At 56.4% G+C, this 14,391-nt stretch carries 16 protein-coding genes; 9 read left to right on the top strand and 7 right to left on the bottom strand.

All coding sequences use genetic code 11. From position 1 onward, the window contains the following. Positions 1-2 precede the first annotated feature (2 nt). From sapA to AC2CF9_RS02650, 4 genes are all read right to left on the bottom strand, one after another. Positions 3-1,619: an ABC transporter substrate-binding protein SapA gene (sapA, locus tag AC2CF9_RS02665; protein ID WP_150016205.1), complete on the bottom strand. Its 1,617-nt coding sequence runs from the start codon at positions 1,617-1,619 to the stop codon at positions 3-5. 589 nt (positions 1,620-2,208) lie between these two features. Then, the gene (locus AC2CF9_RS02660; protein ID WP_484556207.1) at positions 2,209-2,796 is read right to left on the bottom strand and encodes a hypothetical protein; all 588 of its coding nucleotides are present in this window, start codon (positions 2,794-2,796) and stop codon (positions 2,209-2,211) included. Between the two features lie 232 nt (positions 2,797-3,028). Beyond that, the gene (locus AC2CF9_RS02655; protein WP_150016202.1) at positions 3,029-3,535 is read right to left on the bottom strand and encodes a hypothetical protein; all 507 of its coding nucleotides are present in this window, start codon (positions 3,533-3,535) and stop codon (positions 3,029-3,031) included. Next, positions 3,511-4,242, bottom strand: coding sequence for a winged helix-turn-helix domain-containing protein (locus AC2CF9_RS02650; protein WP_484556206.1), 732 nt, complete (start codon positions 4,240-4,242; stop codon positions 3,511-3,513). The genes AC2CF9_RS02655 and AC2CF9_RS02650 overlap by 25 nt, the downstream gene beginning before the upstream one ends. Positions 4,243-4,508: 266 nt before the next feature. Between AC2CF9_RS02650 and AC2CF9_RS02645 the strand changes: the two genes are divergently transcribed. Further along, on the top strand, positions 4,509-4,895 hold the full coding sequence (locus AC2CF9_RS02645; protein WP_484556205.1) for a hypothetical protein: 387 nt from the start codon (positions 4,509-4,511) through the stop codon (positions 4,893-4,895). A 17-nt stretch (positions 4,896-4,912) separates the two neighbouring features. Here AC2CF9_RS02645 and pspF read toward each other — a convergent pair whose 3' ends face one another. After that, positions 4,913-5,914, bottom strand: a complete 1,002-nt coding sequence (pspF, locus tag AC2CF9_RS02640) for a phage shock protein operon transcriptional activator (protein ID WP_484556204.1) — start codon at positions 5,912-5,914, stop codon at positions 4,913-4,915. Positions 5,915-6,078: 164 nt separating this feature from the next. Between pspF and pspA the strand changes: the two genes are divergently transcribed. The 7 genes from pspA (at position 6,079) to tyrR (ending at position 11,889) form a co-directional block, all read left to right on the top strand. Further along, entirely contained in the window at positions 6,079-6,744 is a 666-nt protein-coding gene (gene pspA, locus AC2CF9_RS02635; protein ID WP_071668851.1) for a phage shock protein PspA, read from the top strand. Between the two features lie 59 nt (positions 6,745-6,803). Then, positions 6,804-7,028: an envelope stress response membrane protein PspB gene (gene pspB, locus AC2CF9_RS02630; RefSeq protein ID WP_039384488.1), complete on the top strand. Its 225-nt coding sequence runs from the start codon at positions 6,804-6,806 to the stop codon at positions 7,026-7,028. Next, positions 7,025-7,372 carry an envelope stress response membrane protein PspC gene (gene pspC, locus AC2CF9_RS02625; RefSeq protein ID WP_484556203.1) on the top strand — a complete coding sequence of 116 codons (348 nt, stop codon included), beginning with the start codon at positions 7,025-7,027 and terminating at the stop codon, positions 7,370-7,372. The genes pspB and pspC overlap by 4 nt, the downstream gene beginning before the upstream one ends. Before the next feature lie 46 nt (positions 7,373-7,418). After that, a complete protein-coding gene (pspD, locus tag AC2CF9_RS02620; protein WP_039384485.1) occupies positions 7,419-7,667 on the top strand; it encodes a phage shock protein PspD in 249 nt (82 codons plus the stop codon). Next, positions 7,648-9,045 carry a YcjX family GTP-binding protein gene (locus AC2CF9_RS02615; protein ID WP_484556202.1) on the top strand — a complete coding sequence of 466 codons (1,398 nt, stop codon included), beginning with the start codon at positions 7,648-7,650 and terminating at the stop codon, positions 9,043-9,045. The genes pspD and AC2CF9_RS02615 overlap by 20 nt, the downstream gene beginning before the upstream one ends. Further along, positions 9,042-10,112 (top strand): YcjF family protein, encoded by a 1,071-nt coding sequence (locus tag AC2CF9_RS02610; protein WP_484556201.1) that lies wholly within the window; start codon positions 9,042-9,044, stop codon positions 10,110-10,112. The genes AC2CF9_RS02615 and AC2CF9_RS02610 overlap by 4 nt, the downstream gene beginning before the upstream one ends. Positions 10,113-10,323: 211 nt before the next feature. Then, complete coding sequence (tyrR, locus tag AC2CF9_RS02605) at positions 10,324-11,889, top strand: transcriptional regulator TyrR (protein WP_484556200.1); 1,566 nt, start codon at positions 10,324-10,326, stop codon at positions 11,887-11,889. A gap of 61 nt (positions 11,890-11,950) precedes the next feature. Here the strand turns inward: tyrR and tpx are convergent, their stop codons facing one another. Next, positions 11,951-12,454, bottom strand: a complete 504-nt coding sequence (tpx, locus tag AC2CF9_RS02600) for a thiol peroxidase (RefSeq protein ID WP_039384481.1) — start codon at positions 12,452-12,454, stop codon at positions 11,951-11,953. A gap of 149 nt (positions 12,455-12,603) precedes the next feature. Here tpx and ycjG point away from each other — a divergent pair, with 149 nt between their 5' ends. Continuing rightward, a complete protein-coding gene (ycjG, locus tag AC2CF9_RS02595) occupies positions 12,604-13,590 on the top strand; it encodes an L-Ala-D/L-Glu epimerase (protein WP_484556199.1) in 987 nt (328 codons plus the stop codon). Here the strand turns inward: ycjG and mpaA are convergent. Continuing rightward, complete coding sequence (gene mpaA / locus AC2CF9_RS02590) at positions 13,559-14,272, bottom strand: murein tripeptide amidase MpaA (protein WP_150016193.1); 714 nt, start codon at positions 14,270-14,272, stop codon at positions 13,559-13,561. The two genes, ycjG and mpaA, sit on opposite strands and share 32 nt — an antisense overlap. Positions 14,273-14,391 lie beyond the last annotated feature (119 nt).

The raw sequence follows: 14,391 nt of genomic DNA, 5'->3' as shown, positions 1-14,391 counted from the left end.
GGTTACTCTCCGCTCTGCTCATCACGATGTACGCCGGCGAAAGAGGCATTGCCAAACGGACTCAGCACCAGCCCCTGAATGTCGTGCCGGTACGCCTGCACGCGCAGCGAAGAGGCGAGCGGCAATACCGGCAGCTCCTGAGCGAGCAGCTGCTGGGCACGGTCATAGCTCTCAATCCGTGCGGAGAGCTGCTGAGAGAGCAGGGCGCGCTGCAGAGACTCATCGAATGCCGGAGAACACCAGTGAGCATAGTTGGTCTGCGAACGGATCGCCGCACAGCTGAGCAGCGGACGGAAGAAGCTGTCGGGATCGTTGCTGTCGGTGGCCCAGCCGCTCAGGGTTAAATCGTGGTTCATCGCCATCAGCTGCGCTTCCTGAAAACGGCCTTCAACCGGGGTGATAATAACGTTAACGCCGACCTGCGCCAGATCTGCCTGCAGCAGCTCAGCGGTTTTAAGCGGGCTGGGGTTCCAGGACATGGAGGTGGTTGGCACCACCAGGCGCAGCGTCAGGTTTTCGATGCCGAGGGCTTTCAGCGCCGCGCGCGATTTGTCCGGATTATATTCCGTTACGCGGGCGTCGCTGTCATAGGCCCAGGAGGCGCGCGGCAGGATAGAGGCAGCGGTTTCCGCCGTGCCATAATAAATGGACTCCATCAGGCGCTCATTATTGATTGCCAGCGCCAGCGCGTGCCGCACTTCGGGCCGGTCCAGCGGCGCTTTGCGGGTATTAAACGCCAGATAAGCGATATTCATGCCGGGGCGCAGCGTCATGCGTAAACGCGGATCGTCGCGCAGGATCGAGAGCTGACTCGCCGCCGGATAAGCCAGCACGTCACACTCGCCGGTCAGCAGTTTTGACAGACGACCGGTGCCGCCAACGCCCAGGTCAATCACCACCTGCTGCAGGCGCGGTACGCCTTTCCAGTACCAGGGATTACGCGCCAGGCGCAGATACTGTCCGGTACGATACTCGCTCAGCTGATAGGGCCCGGTGCCCACCGGTTCGCGATCCAGCTTCTCCTGCTGCCCTTTGGCATCCAGCTGCGCGGCATACTCCTGTGACAGCACCGGCGCATAATGGGTGGCGATATGCCATAAAAAGGAGGCGTCGGGCGCGTTCAGGCGGATCTCTACGGTATAGCGATCCAGCTTCCTGACGCTCTGGACGGAGTCGGCAAACTGCAGGCTGTCAAAATAGGGATAGCTGCCGCCGTTAACGTTATGCCACGGATGGTGCCGGTCAAACATCCGCGCAAAACTGAATACCACATCATCGGCGTTCAGCGTGCGGCGGGGCGTAAAGCTGGCGGTATGCTGGAAAGAGACATTTCGCCGCAGATGAAAACGATAGGTTGCGCCGTTATCGCGCACTTCCCAGCTCTGCGCCAGATCGGGTATTAAACGATAAGTATAAGGGTCAACATCCAGCAGTCTGTCATAGAGCTGCGCGGCCAGGGTATCAACCACCAGGCCACTGCTGACCATCTGCGGGTTAAAGGTGTTAACGCTGCCGTTTACACAATAGACAAAGCCGGTCTGACGGATCGATTCCGCAGGCGCAGCAGACGCGCTCAAAGCGCTGAAACTCAGCAGCAGCGAGAAGAGAATTTTTAGCATAGAACTCAACGATTCTGAGGCAATAGCCAGAGTGTATCGCAAACCAGGGAGAGTTCCCAAACTCCCCCGCATACCCGCAGCAATAACAGTCATATTGCCCAAAAAACAGGCGCAATAAGTGTGTGGGAATGAGAAAAATTCTCAATAAAGCTTTACAGATGATAATAGGAATGATTATTATTCTCCTGCGCTTCACCGGTGGCTCTGCCAGTGAAGAGCACGACATTGCTCACATTGCTTCCAGTATTATGTTGCCCGCCCTGTGCGGGCTTTTTTTTCTTCCTGACTGGCGCGGCAGCTGTGTTGGCTGCGTTCAGCAGAACCGGTCACATACTGCTGTATGCTCCCGGTCTCCGCTTCACTTGCCGCCTTGCTGCCACACCAGTCAGTTTGAAAAAAGGCCGTCTGGTCTGCGGCAGCTGTACTGGCTGCGTTCAGCAGAACCGGTCACATACTGATATACACGCAGCTTATATCATGTCAGGCAGAACAGAATGAAAACAAAACAGCAGGTCAAAATAAAGCCGGTCGTTAAAATAAATTTCATAGCGTATGACGGTTATTAAAAATCATGTACGGCAGAAAGCTATCAGCCTGGTATATAGTAAGGCTGACTGCTGAAACAGCGCTCCGAAAAACAGCGGCTGCGCCGGATATAACCCGATTCTTCAAGGCGTAAACGGATTATTTCCCGGCAGAAGATCTCCTGCGCACCGGCACGCCAGACCGAAATAGCTTTCAGGTAGGTCGCGTTATTTTTGATGCCCAGTCGGCTAAATGCGGCGTTTTTAAAATTAAACCAGGTTTTATAATCTACTCCCATTCTGCAGCGTGACATCTCCTCACTCATTCCACGGCCGGTATCAAGCAGAACGCGCTTCTGGCCGGTGGAAACTGATATGTGCCAGAAAGCACCGCGCTGAAATTTTTGCAGTAAACCACGCAGACGCTCAATATCCGTATTACGCGGTACAACAATTTTCAGGCGCTCCAGAAACAGTGCAACCGCATCTCCCGTCAGAGAGTGGCCGCCGCTGTTGGGTCTTGCATCAAGAAAGTAAAGGTTACTGATACCATCATCCATGATAAGCAGTGGGAAATGGCTCAGATAATCATTATCGCGGTAGAGGTGTTCAAACCCCCTCTGAAAGAAAATATCATCCGTAATCAGAATCATTGCTCAGGCTCGCTATCAACTTATGCCCGGCGTGCAATTCAGGGCATGAAAAATGAATAATCTGCTTGAAAAAAATGATGACGTACGGCGTGTGGCAGCGGAATAAAGGTAAGGTATTTACCTTTTATTACGCATTAAATTCTAATTAGACCAGATTTAGTAGCATTTAAGTTCGGTCTCAGGCCCTGTATCTCATCTTCAGCGCTTAAGTCAGCGTCCGAAAACGATCGGCTTAGTGCGGCTCAGTAACTCTGCAGGCATAAAGCGGGAAAGCGAGACCCGAGAATAACCAGACGCCGGGAGCCACCTGCTCGATTCGGGTGATATGTGTCTGCCTTCCCGCCTCAGGACGCAGGCGATGCATTATTGCATCCGGCACGGCATCATCGAACGCTTTATTTCCCGATGCGAGAGTGAGTCTGAAAGCATCTTCTTCCACCGCTGCAAGGGTAAAAGTATAAAAGCGATTATACCGCCACTGCTTACCGTTTGCGGTTACTGTCCCGGTATCGTGAGCAAACCCCTGCTGATGCAGAATCGTTACCACGCGTGAAAAACGCGCCTGCACGGAAGCCGAAGCCATACTTTCTGTAATCGTGGCAGTGCACTGCTTCATCTCAGGATAGGGATTCGCATTGATGATAAGCCTGACCACAACGCCGGTGGTCAGCAGGAGAAACAGAATCAGCAGGCTGAGATGCAGAGGGGAGCGTATTATTTTTCGATATAGTTGATACATTGCCGATCATCCTGCGGACAAACCGCAATCATAGAATAGCGCTGGCCAGACAGTTTGCTGTCGCGGATACCATCAATAGTCACTGCGGGACGCTGGCAGAGTGCAAAGTCATCCAGTTTCTCTCTGAGGCCGCTGAGGCTGCCCCGATCGCCACGCTCAATCGTAATGCAGCCCGGTCTGGCCGTTAAAAAAGAAGCTGTGACGGCTGTAATGATTATCAGCAGAAGAATCGAGGCCGGCAGCAGAAACCGGCGTCTGTGCGGCGCTGGCGTTCTCTTTGCTGACGCAAGAGATTCGGTTGCCGACGCGGGATATTCTGTTACTGCAGCGCTGAAAATAATGCCCTGATGCGGCACGGTGGCAAGCACCTCGCGTTCAGCGCCCAGGTCGCTGAGGTAACGCCGCAGCAGGCTCAGGCTTTTGTTCACATTGGCTTCTGAGCCGGAATAAGGAGAGTGATCGAGTGCCCGCTGGCCGAGCTCTGCTTTGGTCCATATCTGATCCGGATAGGAGATGAAAAAATCGAGCAAAATAGCGACAGAGCCGGGTGTAATGCTTATTTTGTTATCGGCATCATCACGGTGAGACAGGGTTTTCGCCTTAGCGTCATAAATTATGGAGTGGTTAATAAGGTAGCGCATGAACAGCGAATGATAATCCTGTGAGGCGGAAAGCGGCGACTGCTTATGATAGCGCATAGAGATCATACAATGCCACTACCTGAAAAGAAAAGCGGCTGGCTGAACCAGGAATAATCTGTCAGCAGAAAGAAAATGAGGTTCCCGTTTATTAATATCAAGAAAATAGTTCGCCGCGAGCTGATTTAAATATTTTCTAAACTGCGTTAAATATTTAATAAATCTCTTTTTTCTTAAAGTGCGGAGAGCTGTTTATCCTGTTTATAGCAGGTGATAAAGTTGCGCTTTCCCTCCTGAATATTTAAAGGAATAATGTCAGCAATTAACGATAACTGTTGCTGCTATTTAATACGTCATTCATGCTTAAACCTGTAAAATATTTTGTCAGCGATCATGCGCTGAGTGGATTTTTGTTGCATCGCGCTGGTTGCCTGCATTTGCCTGCGGCCAACGCGCGCACTTTTATTGGCAGTTGTTATTCAAAAGAGCAGGCACTTTCCGTTTCACAGACAAATTATCGTGGCGTTAAATTGTGTCTGGACTGCCTGATTCCGATGGAAACAGCGTCATTTCTGCCGCCGGCAGTAAAATCCGGCAGCAAAAAAAAGCAGAAGACTTCGCCTGAAGAGAAAGCTGAAATGATCTATCTGCCTGCTGAACGCAAAAGCCGTAAGCGAATCATGAAAGTGAAAGCGGTCAGACATCTGCCGCAAACGTCCTGAGCCTCCGGTATGGATACTCAGGGCAGCTCTTTCACTTCAACATCATGCTTTTTCATCATTGCCCGCAGCTGATGATAGGTGACACCCAGCAGGCTGGCCGCACGTCGCTGGTTAAACTTTGCCTGCTGCAGGCTCATTTCCAGCAGCGCGCACTCCTGCTGATACTGCCACTGGCGCAAATCGAGCGGCAGCGCGGGCAGGGCTGCTGATTCGGCAGGGCGCTGCGGCTCTGCGGAATCAGCGGCACGTGAAGCAAACGGATTGATGATGATCGTGTCCAGCGGCTCTTCGGTGCTGCGGTGACGGTACACGGAGCGCTCTACGACATTCTTCAGTTCGCGCACGTTGCCGGGCCAGCTGTGATCCAGCAACTCCCGCCGCGCACGTTCGCTGAAGCCTGGAAACAGCGGCAGACGCAGCTCGCGACACATCTGAATAGCAAAATGCTCCGCCATAAGCAGAATATCGCTGCGTCGCTGGCGCAGCGGCGGCAGCTGCACCACATCAAAGGCGAGACGATCCAGCAGGTCCGCCCGGAATTTTCCGGCAGCAGCGAGTGCGGGCAGATCTTCATTGGTGGCGCAGACCAGGCGTACATTAACCTGCAGCGCGTGATTACCGCCAACGCGCTCCAGCTGGCCATATTCGATTACGCGCAGCAGCTTCTCCTGAACCAGCATTGGTGCGTTTGCCAGCTCATCAAGAAACAGCGTGCCGCCATCGGCGCGCTCAAAGCGGCCAAGATGACGCTTCTGCGCGCCGGTAAAAGCGCCCGCCTCATGCCCGAATAGCTCCGAGTCAAGCAGGCTCTCATTAAGCGCGGCACAGTTAAGCGAGATAAAAGGGCCCTGCCAGCGTTCAGACAGATAGTGCAGCCGGCTGGCGATCAGCTCTTTACCGGTGCCGCGCTCACCTATCACCAGCACCGGTTTTTCCAGCGGTGCCAGCTGAGACACCTGCTCCAGCATCTCAAGAAAATTATTCGACTCGCCCAGCAGATTATCGTTGCCATTAGCCATGATGAATTTCACCAACAGTTGTGTAATTTACTCATCCTGGCCTTTCGCAACAGGAATGTAAACCCGGTGCAGTCAATAAAATCAGTTACTTAAAAGTTGGCACGCATCTTGTAAGCAGTACAGGCGTCCCGACCATATACATGACAATATTGAGGAACATCATTATGGGTATTTTTTCTCGTTTCGCTGACATCGTAAACGCTAACATCAACTCGCTGCTTGAGCGCGCAGAAGATCCGCAGAAACTGGTACGCCTGATGATTCAGGAAATGGAAGACACGCTGGTTGAGGTACGTTCAACTTCAGCACGCGCGCTGGCTGAGAAAAAGCAGCTGCTGCGCCGTATTGAACAGGCTGAAGTCCAGCAGTCGGAGTGGCAGGAAAAAGCGGAGCTGGCGATCAGCAAAGAGAAAGAGGATCTGGCACGCTCTGCGCTGATTGAAAAACAGAAACTCACCGATCTGATTAGCCTGCTGCAGCAGGAGTCCACGCAGGTGGATGAGACGCTGGAGCGTATGAAAGGCGAGATCGGCGAGCTGGAAAACAAACTTGGCGAAACCCGCGCCCGCCAGCAGGCGCTGACGCTGCGCCATCAGGCGGCTTCCTCATCACGCGATGTTCGTCGTCAGCTCGACAGCGGTAAAATTGATGATGCGATGGCGCGCTTTGAGTCCTTTGAGCGTCGTATCGACCATATGGAAGCTGAAGCGGAAAGCCAGCGCTTTGGTAAATCGAAAACGCTGGATCAGCAGTTTGCTGAGCTGAAAGCTGATGATGAAATCAGCCAGCAGCTTGCCGCGCTGAAAGCCAGAATGAACCGCGGTGAGTGATCGCGTCCGGGTCCGTTTTCGGGCCCGGCTGAAACAGTGTAGATGATTAAGGAGAGTCAATGAGCGCACTTTTTCTTGCCATACCCCTGACAATTTTTGTGCTGTTTGTCGCGCCCATCTGGTTATGGCTGCATTACAGCAACCGGCGTAGCGCAGGTGAACTGTCGAATAATGATATGCAGCGGCTGCAGCAGCTGACGCAGGAGGCGCAACGTATGCGCGAACGCGTTCAGGCGCTGGAAGCGATTCTTGATGCGGAGCATCCAAACTGGAGGCAGCCATGACAGGCGATCGTAAACTCTGGCGCATTTCGCAGCAGGGTAAAGTACGCGGCGTGTGTGCCGGCGTAGCGGAATATCTCGACATCCCGGTGCGTCTGCTGCGCGTTATCGTCGTGCTGTCACTCTTCTTTGGTCTGTTTATGATCACCGTGACTGCCTATTTTATTCTTGGCTATGTGCTGGATGAGAAACCGGCCACGCTGCCCGATCAAAAGCAGCCCACGGCCCGGGAACTGCTGGATGAACTGGCGCTGAACCTGAGCCAGGATGAGCGGAGCGTTCGTGATGTAGAACGTTACGTAACCTCTGAAACCTTCAGCGTACGCAGCCGTTTCCGTCAGCTCTGATCCCCGGACCCTCGCGGGTCCGCATCTCAACTCATGAGGGGGCTTTATGCACACTCAGCGAATGACTGCTCTGCGCCGTCGCGCAACGCCTGCGTTGAAGTCGGCCGGAAAATTCATCATTATCAGTGCGGTAACATATGGTCCCGGCGGGCTCGCCGGCTGGGCTGTTAAATCGGTGGCGCGCCGTCCGCTGCGCCTGTTGCTGGCGGCCGCCCTGGAACCGCTGCTGAGCAGGGCGTTTCGCCGTCTGTCAGCGCGATTCATCAGGGAGAACGATGAAAAAACTGCAAAATGAACTTGTCGCGTTGATGAACCGCGGCGTGGATCGTCATCTGCGCCTGGCGGTCACCGGACTGAGCCGCAGCGGCAAGACCGCGTTTATTACCTCGCTGGTCAATCAGCTGCTCAACGTCCATCACGGCGCGCGCCTGCCGCTGTTTTCAGTGGTACGCGAAGAGCGTTTACTTGGCGTTAAGCGCGTGCCGCAGCGCGAGCTCGGTACGCCGCGCTTTACCTATGATGAAGGGCTGGCTCAGCTCTACGGCGCGCCACCTGCATGGCCCACTCCAACGCGCGGCGTCAGCGAAATGTGCCTCGCGCTGCGCTACCGGCCTGACAACTCGCTGCTGCGCCACTTCAAAGATACCGCCACGCTCTATCTTGAGATCGTTGACTATCCCGGTGAATGGCTGCTCGACCTGCCCATGCTGGCGCAGGATTATGTCAGCTGGTCGCGGCAGATGCGCGGACTGCTGCAGGGCGACAGAGAGAGATGGTCAGCCCGCTGGCGTGAGCTCTGCCATAACCTCGATCCGCTGGCACCCGCTAATGAAAACCAGCTGGCAGAGATTGCCGCCGCCTGGACAGATTATCTGCACCACTGCAAAAGCCAGGGGCTGCACTTTATTCAGCCGGGCCGCTTTGTGCTGCCGGGCGAGATGGCGGGCGCGCCGGCGCTGCAGTTTTTTCCGTGGCCCGATGCGGATGAGCACGCTGTGAGCAAACTGGCACAGGCGCCGGCCGGCAGTAATTTTGCCGTACTGCAGCAGCGGTATAACTACTATTGTTCGCACGTGGTGAAAGGCTTTTATAAAAATTATTTTCTGCGTTTTGACCGGCAGATTGTGCTGGTGGACTGCCTGCAGCCGCTGAACAGCGGACCGCAGGCGTTTAATGATATGCGTCTGGCGCTGACCCAGCTCATGCAGAGTTTTCATTACGGCCAGCGGACTCTGTTCCGGCGCCTCTTCTCCCCGGTGATAGACAAGCTGCTGTTTGCCGCGACGAAAGCCGATCACATCACCGCCGATCAGCACGCCAATATGGTGTCGCTGCTGCAGCAGCTGGTACAGGATGCCTGGCAGAACGCCGCGTTTGAAGGTATCAGCATGGATTGCCTCGGACTGGCCTCCATACAGGCTACCGAAAGTGGCCTGGTGGATCACCGGGGCGAGAAGCTGCCGGCACTGCGCGGTGAGCGGCTGACAGATGGTGAACCGCTTACTGTTTATCCGGGTGAGGTACCGCCCCGTTTGCCGGGTAACAGCTTCTGGCAGCAGCAGGGGTTTCAGTTTGAGCAATTCCGGCCGCAATCGCTGGATATAGATCGGCCTCTGCCGCATATCCGCATGGATGCCGCGCTGGAATTTTTATTGGGAGATAAATTGCGATGAGTGATGAGACGCCGTTAAAAGCGCGAATCGATTTTGCCCGTCCGCTCAGCAGCGATGCGCAGCCGCCGCTGCGTGCTGCGCAGACTTTTGACGTCAAAACCGCCGATTTTGTCGCGGCGACCGGGGCAGATCCGCTGCCTGAAGGCGCCGGTGAAAAGATGGTGGAGGCGGCGCTGCGACCCAGGCGCAGCCTGTGGCGTAAAATAGCCGCTGCGGGCGTGGCGGTGTTCGCCGTCAGCGTGCTGGCTCAGGGCGTACAGTTTATGCACGATGCGTGGCAGGCGCGCGACTGGTTTGCCCTGGGCAGCGGCGCGGCAGGCGGACTGATTGTGCTGGCCGGCGCCGGCGCACTGATTGCGGAGTGGCGGCGTCTGTGGCGGCTGCGCCAGCGCGCAGAATCGCGCGATGTGGCGCGTGACCTGCTGCAGAGTCACGGCATCGGCAAAGCACGCGCCTTTTGTGAAAATCTGGCGCAGCAGGCGCGGCTCGATCAGGCGCATCCGGCGCTGCAGCGCTGGTATGCTGCGCTGCATGAGACGCATAACGATCGCGAAACTGTCACGCTCTACGCACAGCTGGTGCAGCCGGTACTCGATCGCCAGGCGCGCAGTGAAATCAGCCGCCACGCGGCGGAGTCAACCCTGATGATTGCCGTCAGCCCGCTGGCGCTGGTAGATATGGCGTTTATCGCCTGGCGTAACCTGCGGCTGGTGAACCGTATCGCCGCGATTTACGGCATCGAACTGGGCTATTTCAGCCGTATCCGCCTGTTTCGCCTGGTACTGCTCAATATGGCCTTTGCCGGCGCGTCTGAACTGGTGCGCGAAGTGGGGATGGACTGGATGTCGCAGGATATCGCGGCGCGTCTTTCAGCCCGCGCCGCACAGGGTATCGGTGCCGGATTGCTGACCGCGCGATTGGGTATAAAAGCGATGGAGCTGTGCCGCCCGCTGCCGTGGCTGGAGGAGGATAAACCCCGGCTTGGTGACTTCCGTCGCGACCTGGTGAGCCAGCTTAAAACTGCGCTGGCAAGAGGCAGTGCCGCCTCAGAGCAGAGTGCTAAATAATCAGCTTTCCTGTCATTTTCATTCTGCTCTCATACTAAAAGGCAACGTAAACGTTGCCTTTTTCACTTCTTCCCGGCATAAGCAGCTCTTTATTTCCCGGCAGAAAAGGAAATCTGTGCTGTACTGTCAACTTTTCATGACACAGCCCTTCTGAGGTACTGCAAGTTAGCGTATTATCTCTGAAATCAAAACCTGACTAAGGCTTACTGCCATGCGTTTGGAAGTTTTTTGTCATGACCGAATCGGTCTGGCGCGTGAACTGCTCGACCTGCTGGTCGCCCGCAATATCGATTTACGCGGCATCGAAATCGCCCCGCAGGGTCGCATCTATCTCAGCTTCTCTGCGCTGGAGTTTGACGCTTTCAGCAGCCTGATGGCAGAGATCCGGCGTACGCCCGGCGTGACCGACGTGCGCACCGTGGCGTATCTGCCCTCAGAACGTGAGCATCGTGCGCTCAGCGCACTGCTGGTGGCGATGCCGGAACCGGTCTTCTCTATCGATCTCAAAGGCAAGATTGAGCTGGCTAATCCGGCGGCGCAGCATCTGTTTGCGCTGGATGAGCAGAAAATCCGCAATCACAGCGTGGCGTCACTGATTGGCGGCGTGAACTTTCAGCGCTGGCTGGAGAGCGAACGGGTAGAGGCGCAGACCCAGCACGTAGTGATTCAGGGGCGTGATTTTCTGATGGAGGCGCGACCCATCTATCTCGCAGACAGCGATGAGCAGGGTGATAACCCGGTAGGCGCAATGATTACGCTGAAGTCCACGGCACGCATGGGACGTCAGCTGCAGAACCTCAGCGTCACGGATGAGTCAGAGTTTGACCATATCGTGGCGGTGACGCCCAAAATGCGTCAGGTCATTGAGCAGGCGCGTAAACTGGCGATGCACGATGCGCCGCTGCTGATAGTGGGCGATACCGGTACCGGCAAAGATATGCTGGCGCGCGCCTGCCACCTGCGCAGCGCGCGCGGTAAAAAACCGTTTCTCGCGCTGAACTGCGGTTCGATTCCGGACGACGTGGCGGAGAGCGAGCTGTTTGGCCACGCTGCCGGCGCCTATCCCAACGCGCTGGAGGGGAAGAAGGGCTTTTTTGAGCAGGCGAGCGGCGGCTCGGTGCTGCTGGACGAGATCGGTGAGATGTCGCCGCGTATGCAGACCAAGCTTCTGCGTTTTCTCAACGACGGGACCTTTCGCCGCGTAGGCGAAGATCATGAAGTGCATGTTGATGTCCGGGTGATCTGCGCCACGCAAAAGAATCTGGTTGAGATGGTACAGCGTGGGGAGTTCCGTGAAGACCTCTTTTACCGGCTTAACGTGCTGACGCTGAATCTGCCGCCGCTGCGCGAGCGCCCGCTCGATATTCTGCCGCTGACGGAGATGTTTGTGGCGCGTTTTGCCGATGAGCAGGGGCTGCCGCGCCCGCGCCTGTCACCACAGCTGCTGCCGTTCCTAACGCGCTACAGCTGGCCGGGCAATGTCCGGCAGCTGAAAAACACGCTCTATCGGGCTATGACGCAGCTCGAAGGTTATGAGCTGCGTCCGCAGGATATCGTGCTGCCGGAGCAGGCGCTGGATGTGTCGCTGGGTGAAGAGGCGCTGGAGGGATCGCTGGATGAGATTACCGGCCGCTTTGAGCGTTCGGTGCTGACCCGCCTCTATCTCTCTTATCCCAGCACGCGTAAGCTGGCCAAACGTCTGGGCGTATCGCACACGGCGATCGCCAATAAACTGCGTGAATATGGGTTAGGGCAGAAGCGCGGAGAGAGTGAATAGCTGCGCAGGCGTGTTCTGAACAGGAAAACCGTCCCGCAGGGACGGTTTTTTTATGGGCAACTTACTTCAGCGCGGCCAGCGCTGCATCGTAATCCGGCTCTTCGGTGATCTCATTGACCAGCTGGCTGTAAAGCACTTTGTCATTCTCATCAAGCACCACTACCGCACGGGCGGTCAGGCCTTTTAACGGGCCGTCAGAGATGGCGACACCATAATTCTCTTTAAACTCTGAGCCGCGCATGGCGGAAAGCGTGACCACATTAGCGACATTTTCCGCGCCGCAGAAACGTGACTGGGCAAACGGCAGGTCAGCTGAAATGCAGAGTACCACGGTGTTGCTGGTATCACCGGAGCGCTCGTTAAACTTGCGAACCGAGGCGGCGCAGACGCCGGTATCGATACTCGGGAAGATGTTCAGCACTTTGCGCTTTCCGGCATAGTCTGCCAGCGAAACATCAGCCAGATCTTTAGTGACCAGCGTAAAAGGCTGCGCCTGCTCGCCTGCCTGCGGGAAGTGGCCGGCAACCGGAACAGGATTACCCTGAAAGTGAACGTTCTGTGACATACAATCTCCTTTTTAAATGAAAAGTCAGCGCAGCGCGCGACTTTACGAAAACCGCTAAAGTTTATGCCATAATTTTTAGGGGTTTACGATGACCTTTCTTGTAATAATCGCTCAGCTTCACATCAGGCGCACAATTTTAAGGTGTAAAAATGAGAACAGTGAAGAGTTATCCTGAAGCCTGGCCACTGCATTCGCCGTTCGTTATCTCGCGCGGCAGCCGGACGGAAGCGCAGGTTGTGGTGGTGGAAATTGAAGAGAACGGCATCAAAGGCACCGGAGAAGCGACCCCGTATGCCCGTTATGGTGAGAGCGAGGCCTCAGTGCTGGCGCAGATTGCCGCTCAGCTGCCTGCGCTGCAGCAGGGCTTAACCCGAAGCGCGCTGCAGCAGGCGATGCCGGCGGGTGCGGCGCGCAATGCCATTGATTGCGCACTCTGGGATCTGGAACGCCAGCAGCGTGGAGAGACGCTGGCCGCGCTGTGCGATCGCCCTCTGGCCGGGCAGGTAGCTACGGCGCGCACCATCAGTATCGATACGCCAGAAGCGATGGCCAGCAGCGCGCTGGCGCTGTGGCAGCACGGTGCAAAGCTGCTCAAAGTGAAAATGAATAATCATCTGATCAGTGAGCGGCTGATAGCGATCCGCAGCGCGGTACCGGAAGCGATCCTGATTATCGACGCAAATGAATCCTGGGAAGCGGAAGGGCTGGCGGCACGCTGTCAGCTGCTGGCGGATCTCAATATTGCGATGCTGGAGCAGCCGCTGCCCGCCGGGCAGGATGCTGCGCTGGCAAATTTTGTCCATCCGCTGCCGATTTGCGCGGATGAGAGTTGTCACACGCGCGACAGCCTGGCGGAACTGGCGGGGCGCTACGAGATGATCAATATCAAGCTGGATAAAACCGGCGGCCTGACAGAGGCGCTGGCGCTGGCTGCTGCCGCACGGGAGCAGGGATTTACGCTGATGCTGGGCTGTATGCTCTGTACCTCGCGCGCTATCCGGGCCGCGCTGCCGCTGGTTTCACAGGCCGCCTTCGCCGATCTCGATGGCCCGACCTGGCTGGCAGCCGATGTCGATCCCGCGCTTTCGTTCAGCTATGGCACGCTTAATGCGGCGCCTGCCAGCGCAGCAGATTAATCATCGCCTCAAGATAGCGTTCGGTCGCCTCATCAACGGAAATCGGCGGCATTTCCGCCGTAATGCACAGCAGCCCTAAATCGGCGCACCAGCTGCCAAAAGAACCCGGCGTAGCGTATCCCACGCTGCTCACCACCGGCAGGGCGGTGTGTTCTCCCAGCCAGCGCGCCAGCGCGCTGTGGTGGGGATCGTCGATACAGGCCAGCGGTTCATGCCATGAGACCACCCAGCGTGGCTGCAGCTGATGGATCAGCTGGCATAGCGCGCTGGTTTCAGGTTCGGAGGCGGGCTTCTCACCGGTGGAGAGCACCACATCGCGCGCGTCAGCCGCGCTGTTCCAGCGGTAGTGGGTGTCGCCCCGCTGCCAGTTAGCGGCGGGAAAGTTACGGTTGAGATCGACGCCGCGCGCGTTGGCGCGTAGCCCGAGCTGACAGCCGTCCGGATTCACGGCCAGAATGACATGATGGCGGCGCAGGGAGGCGGGCAGCGTCCGCAGCGCGGCGGAAAGCGTGGCGATTGCGGCGTTCTCATCGCCGTGAGTGCCGGCGATGATCAGCCCGCTCTCTTCATCAGCTGACTGCGCCGGAAACCAGAGCAGCGGGGCGCCAAGCGCCGAGCGGCCATACTGTTGCCAGGCTGCATCGAGCTGACCGCGCTGCGGTCGCGGGTGATGAAATGACATATCGGGCTCTCCTGTGAGCGGCTCTGCAAACGAGCGGGGCGCGCGCCTGTCCGGCACTACATTAACGGTAAACAGCAAACCGGGAAATAGCTACATACCAATCAGCAATTTGCGTTACA

Source organism: Pantoea sp. SYBGC1, from assembly GCF_057197005.1.
The sequence above is the reverse complement of the archived record's forward strand: the minus strand, read 5'-3'. Positions and strand labels throughout refer to the sequence as shown.

Excerpts from the sequence above, each read along its gene's own strand:
- sapA (WP_150016205.1), bottom strand. The coding sequence starts at position 1,619 with ATGCTAAAAATTCTCTTCTCGCTGCTGCTGAGTTTCAGCGCTTTGAGC.
- AC2CF9_RS02660 (WP_484556207.1), bottom strand. The coding sequence starts at position 2,796 with ATGATTCTGATTACGGATGATATTTTCTTTCAGAGGGGGTTTGAACAC.
- AC2CF9_RS02655 (WP_150016202.1), bottom strand. The coding sequence starts at position 3,535 with ATGTATCAACTATATCGAAAAATAATACGCTCCCCTCTGCATCTCAGC.
- AC2CF9_RS02650 (WP_484556206.1), bottom strand. The coding sequence starts at position 4,242 with ATGATCTCTATGCGCTATCATAAGCAGTCGCCGCTTTCCGCCTCACAG.
- pspF (WP_484556204.1), bottom strand. The coding sequence starts at position 5,914 with ATGGCTAATGGCAACGATAATCTGCTGGGCGAGTCGAATAATTTTCTT.
- pspA (WP_071668851.1), top strand. The coding sequence starts at position 6,079 with ATGGGTATTTTTTCTCGTTTCGCTGACATCGTAAACGCTAACATCAAC.
- pspB (WP_039384488.1), top strand. The coding sequence starts at position 6,804 with ATGAGCGCACTTTTTCTTGCCATACCCCTGACAATTTTTGTGCTGTTT.
- pspC (WP_484556203.1), top strand. The coding sequence starts at position 7,025 with ATGACAGGCGATCGTAAACTCTGGCGCATTTCGCAGCAGGGTAAAGTA.
- pspD (WP_039384485.1), top strand. The coding sequence starts at position 7,419 with ATGCACACTCAGCGAATGACTGCTCTGCGCCGTCGCGCAACGCCTGCG.
- AC2CF9_RS02615 (WP_484556202.1), top strand. The coding sequence starts at position 7,648 with ATGAAAAAACTGCAAAATGAACTTGTCGCGTTGATGAACCGCGGCGTG.
- AC2CF9_RS02610 (WP_484556201.1), top strand. The coding sequence starts at position 9,042 with ATGAGTGATGAGACGCCGTTAAAAGCGCGAATCGATTTTGCCCGTCCG.
- tyrR (WP_484556200.1), top strand. The coding sequence starts at position 10,324 with ATGCGTTTGGAAGTTTTTTGTCATGACCGAATCGGTCTGGCGCGTGAA.
- tpx (WP_039384481.1), bottom strand. The coding sequence starts at position 12,454 with ATGTCACAGAACGTTCACTTTCAGGGTAATCCTGTTCCGGTTGCCGGC.
- ycjG (WP_484556199.1), top strand. The coding sequence starts at position 12,604 with ATGAGAACAGTGAAGAGTTATCCTGAAGCCTGGCCACTGCATTCGCCG.
- mpaA (WP_150016193.1), bottom strand. The coding sequence starts at position 14,272 with ATGTCATTTCATCACCCGCGACCGCAGCGCGGTCAGCTCGATGCAGCC.